Raw genomic sequence first — 4306 nt, forward strand, 5'->3', positions numbered from 1 at the left:
GTTTAAAACCACGTAACTTATACAAATAAATGAACAATGAATGCCATTACGATAGTTATAAATATTACGAATAATTTAGCAAAGCTAGCAGTTGGATCGAATGTATAATCACTGTTATCGTAATTATTTTTATTGAGAATAGCATTCATATCAAACGCAAAATTAATCAATAACATAATTCCAAATGATAACCAGTAGTCAATATGAACAAGTCCTAACTTGGTAATAAACCAATTCCAAATCAACATAAATACTAACGGACTCATAAACAAATTAATTAATCTAATAGTCATAAATATTACCTTATAGCCCAATTTTTCAGTCCATTCTTTAGACATGTTTTTCTCCTATTAACTAACTAACTCTTTATTTTCGTGAATGTTACCAATCACTTCAACGGTGTGCCCCGTGTTAAATGCCCAGTATTCTTGTCGGATAACACGGTCACCGACTTTAATTGAGTATCCAAATTCTGGGATATATTCAACAAATCCAATCTTGTCATCAGGGGACAAGATAACAACGTGTAGCTTAATAATATCGCCCTCATAAATTTCAACGCCGTTCCTGTCTTTCAGGCCGATGTATTGTTCTAACAATCGCCCTTTGCCTTCGAAAGAGTTCTCTTCGTGAGCAAATCGGAATCCAACCATATCGTCAAAGTCTTCTCGAACGCCGTAACTCATTCCAGAAATATCACCATGGTAAATTTCTGCACGGGTTTCATCCCATTCCCTAAACTTAATTTCTCTCACATCAAACTCCTATTACTTCTAATCTAGCCACGCCATCCGTCTTGTAAAAATCGTGATGTAGGCCTCGAATGTACACCATGTTGTCATTCACCAGAAACTTACGACCTTGTACGCTTGCATTCTGCATTCCGTCTAATATAAATTTTTGCGTAAAAGCCCAATTATCTGAGTCAATCCGTTTGTCAGTCAGATACCAGTTAAACTGCACCACGCACGGCCAATCAAATGCCACACCGTCTACCATCGCTTGCATAACAACCGCCCGACAATAGTTAGTGGCCGTTTTCTTCGCTTTGGAAGCGATATAACGATTTGCACGCTCCATCGAGATGTATTTATTCAACGTGTAAGGTCGCAATATATCTGGATCAAACACCAACTTATTCATACCGTCATACATAACTCCTATCATCATTCCCACCGACCGTGTTAAGTCGGTATAATTGCGCTATTTCAGCGTTTACTCTAATACCCGATAAATGGTACTTAGCCATTAAGTTTGCTTCGTCATGATGCCACTGATTGTGATGGACACGACATAACGCCTCAACTCTGCGCCCCATGTGATTCACCTTGTTGCGGTTGTTACCCTGTCCGATACGTGAACCTTCCAAATGATGAAGGTCGGCCTTCTTACCGCAGATAACACAAGATTTATTCATCAAGCAGGCGTATTCCCACTTGCTGACTTCTTCGGGTGCCAACTCTTGGATTGGCAGGAAACTTAAACCAACATTGTGGTCCAAGCAGAATTGCAACAGCATACTGATAAATTCGTTAGCCTGACTTTTCACACCCTTGCGGTCGCTTAGGCTGAAATCTTCCACGCCATAATATCTGGCATACATCGCTTTGAAATTGTCGTAAATCAGGTTAGGATAACTCGCCCAATAACCACCAATTTCACTCTTGGCAATGTCACCGATAATCGCCCAAGCAAAGTTACGCTGTTGTGAACTCACATGGCGCTTGTCGTCAATGTATATCCCAACTTGATGTGTATGCTGTGGGTCGTATTTGTCCAGCTTATACAGCTCGCTATCGTCGTTTAATTCAATCGTTAAAACTGAACCTCGACGACTAAGCACCTTTCCGGTCATTTCCATATCCCGACTCCAAAGCAACTAAGGCTTCGTACAATTTCCAAAAGTATTCCTTGCTTGGCACCTTCTTGTCATTCTCATAGCAATATATTGACGAATAAGAGATACCAGTCATCTTGGCAAGCTGCTTCAACGTCATATGGTGGCGCTTGCGAATGGTCTTAAGCGTTATGCCAAATCCGTTGTTAATCATGTCATCGACTGACAAGTCTTTATTTTTCCTAAAGTTCCCGTTGATAACGTCAACTTCTGGAATCTTCAAAAGCTCAATAAACTCATCTACGAAGTAAGTCTTAACCTCTCCAGTGTCTTCAAAAATTTCATACGTCAGATACTTTAGGTCATGTCCATACCGTCGGTTAAACTCGCTAATTACTTGGTCACGCGTCCAACCAATGCGCTCACGATATTTTTTTAAATCGATGTTCGTGATTTCTTCTTGCATAGTAAATCTTCCAATTCTGCATACATTTCATCGTTTAACTTGACTATCTTTTCGTACATTTTTCCAGATATTTCGCTATCTTTGTACGCTTTATCAACTAGTTCTTCACTGGTTCCGTAGAAGCAACCAACTGCCCATTTTTTATTTGATCGTGTGTAAGTGAAATAACGGCCACTTGACCACGTATTTTTATAAACGACATAGTCTGTCAATTTTGATACACAAGCATCGCCAGACACACAAGCATTGCCAGACACCCAAGCATTGCCAGACACACGAGCATTGTCAGACACACAAGCATCGCCAGACACACGAGCATTGTCATACACACAAGCATTGCCATACACACGAGCATCGCCAGACACACAAGCATTGCCAGACACCCAAGCATTGCCATACACACGAGCATTGCCAGACACACAAGCATTGCCATACACACGAGAATTGTCAGACACACAAGCATCGCCATACACACGAGTATTGCCATACACACGAGCATTGCCAGACACACAAGCATTGCTATACACACAAGCATCGCCAGACACACGAGCATTGCCATACACACAAGCATTGTCAGACACACGAGCATCGCCAGACACCCAAGCATTGCCAGACACCCAAGCATTGCCATACACACGAGCATTGTCAGACACCCAAGCATTGCCAGACTGTTTTAGGTTGTCTTCTTTTTCGATAAAACCACCCAGTTCACCAGCAATTACAATTCCAAAACTAGTAACTGCTTCAATTCGGTAAAGTGTGTGACCATAACGTTCGATTGTTTCGTCCGTTAATTTATATTTTTTGCTCATCAATTCCACCCCTTCATCACATCGACCGGTGTATTTAACCATTGTGACAAGCGACTCAAGACATAACTACCTGCATTGCCTTTACCAACTTCAAGTGATCGAATGGCCTTTAAATTAACACCAGATTTAAGCGCTAGCTCTTCTTGCGATAGCCCAGTAGCCTCACGAGCTTGTTTAAACTTGTTAACGTACTGATTTGGCTTAATAGTCGTAAATGCCCATACCTTTCCCGTACGTTCAGTTAGGACTCTAACTCGATTACTAGCTTCTCTGAAATTATCGTAGATACGCTGGTCACGTTCTTCAATACGGCCATCGTTAACGACAACAGCCTGAAATCTTAAGTCGTCTTTTACTGATCCAAATGTCATTCTCTGACGTCCTCCAATCCTTTGAATTTCAATTGATTCTCTGCTTTTTTGCTGATTAATCGGCTAACAACCTTGGGGTCATACTTAGCGATAATCTCTTTGGAATTTAAGTTAGTCGTGATGATTGTGGTGTAAATTCGCTGTCCGTTTTCATCTCTAGCTTGCCGAGCCTCTCCAATTTCAAAATAAAACCGCTGTAAGGTATCACTAGCTGAACCGTTGGCAACTTCGGTACCAAAATCATCAATCACCAGCACATCAGCCTTTTGCATGAGCTGCTTAATATGCTGAACGCGTCGCTGGACTTGTTCATCTCTGAACTGGTGGAGCTTCTCGGCTAGGGTAGCGATACTAATAAACATGACCGTCTTGTCTGACTGTTCTTGAATGTGGTTAATCATTGCTAGTACTAACGCTGTCTTACCTGTACCAGGTTCGCCGGCTACTGTGATATTGCGTCCAGCGCCCCGGAGAACCAATTCAGCTAACTTCCATGCCTGACGCTTAATTTCTAGGGCCCGTACTTTATCTTTTTGCAATTCTGGGTGCCATTTATCAAAGCTAAACGACTGCTTGCCCATCATGCCCCAGACGCTAAAGCGCTCAAATTCTTTACGCCGGCCGTTGATGATTGACTGATAAGCCTGTGCGTCAGCTTCTAGGTGATGGTTATAAAACCATTCCGCCTGCTCTTTAGCTGACATACTAGCTAAAGCCTGCTTAGCTTCTTGTACTTGCGGCAGCTTATCTAGTGGCTTTAACGCTTCTCCAATTGCCTGCATTACCAATCTCCATACTGTGCTGCTAATCTATCTAGATC

8 protein-coding genes are annotated in these 4306 nt (G+C 41.9%); all 8 read right to left on the bottom strand.

Annotation, left to right across the window (positions count from 1 at the left end):
• Positions 1-17: 17 nt before the first annotated feature.
• The 8 genes from C7384_RS07920 to C7384_RS07955 are packed head-to-tail and all read right to left on the bottom strand — an operon-like array spanning position 18 to position 4268.
• Complete coding sequence (locus tag C7384_RS07920; protein WP_116585395.1) at positions 18-338, bottom strand: hypothetical protein; 321 nt, start codon at positions 336-338, stop codon at positions 18-20.
• A 12-nt stretch (positions 339-350) separates the two neighbouring features.
• On the bottom strand, positions 351-755 hold the full coding sequence (locus tag C7384_RS07925) for a YopX family protein (protein WP_116585396.1): 405 nt from the start codon (positions 753-755) through the stop codon (positions 351-353).
• A gap of 1 nt (position 756) precedes the next feature.
• A complete protein-coding gene (locus C7384_RS07930) occupies positions 757-1170 on the bottom strand; it encodes a dTDP-glucose pyrophosphorylase (protein ID WP_243400744.1) in 414 nt (137 codons plus the stop codon).
• Positions 1148-1861, bottom strand: coding sequence for a putative HNHc nuclease (locus C7384_RS07935; protein WP_116585397.1), 714 nt, complete (start codon positions 1859-1861; stop codon positions 1148-1150). The genes C7384_RS07930 and C7384_RS07935 overlap by 23 nt, the downstream gene beginning before the upstream one ends.
• Positions 1836-2303, bottom strand: a complete 468-nt coding sequence (locus tag C7384_RS07940) for a helix-turn-helix domain-containing protein (protein ID WP_116585398.1) — start codon at positions 2301-2303, stop codon at positions 1836-1838. The genes C7384_RS07935 and C7384_RS07940 overlap by 26 nt, the downstream gene beginning before the upstream one ends.
• A complete protein-coding gene (locus C7384_RS07945; RefSeq protein ID WP_207771564.1) occupies positions 2273-3115 on the bottom strand; it encodes an LbetaH domain-containing protein in 843 nt (280 codons plus the stop codon). Before C7384_RS07945 ends, C7384_RS07940 begins: the two co-directional genes overlap by 31 nt.
• Positions 3115-3486 (bottom strand): helix-turn-helix transcriptional regulator, encoded by a 372-nt coding sequence (locus C7384_RS07950; RefSeq protein ID WP_116585399.1) that lies wholly within the window; start codon positions 3484-3486, stop codon positions 3115-3117. The genes C7384_RS07945 and C7384_RS07950 overlap by 1 nt, the downstream gene beginning before the upstream one ends.
• Positions 3483-4268: an ATP-binding protein gene (locus tag C7384_RS07955; RefSeq protein WP_116585400.1), complete on the bottom strand. Its 786-nt coding sequence runs from the start codon at positions 4266-4268 to the stop codon at positions 3483-3485. Before C7384_RS07955 ends, C7384_RS07950 begins: the two co-directional genes overlap by 4 nt.
• Positions 4269-4306 lie beyond the last annotated feature (38 nt).

It is taken from the genome of Convivina intestini (genome assembly GCF_003096575.1).
In the GTDB taxonomy this organism is placed as follows: domain Bacteria; phylum Bacillota; class Bacilli; order Lactobacillales; family Lactobacillaceae; genus Convivina; species Convivina intestini.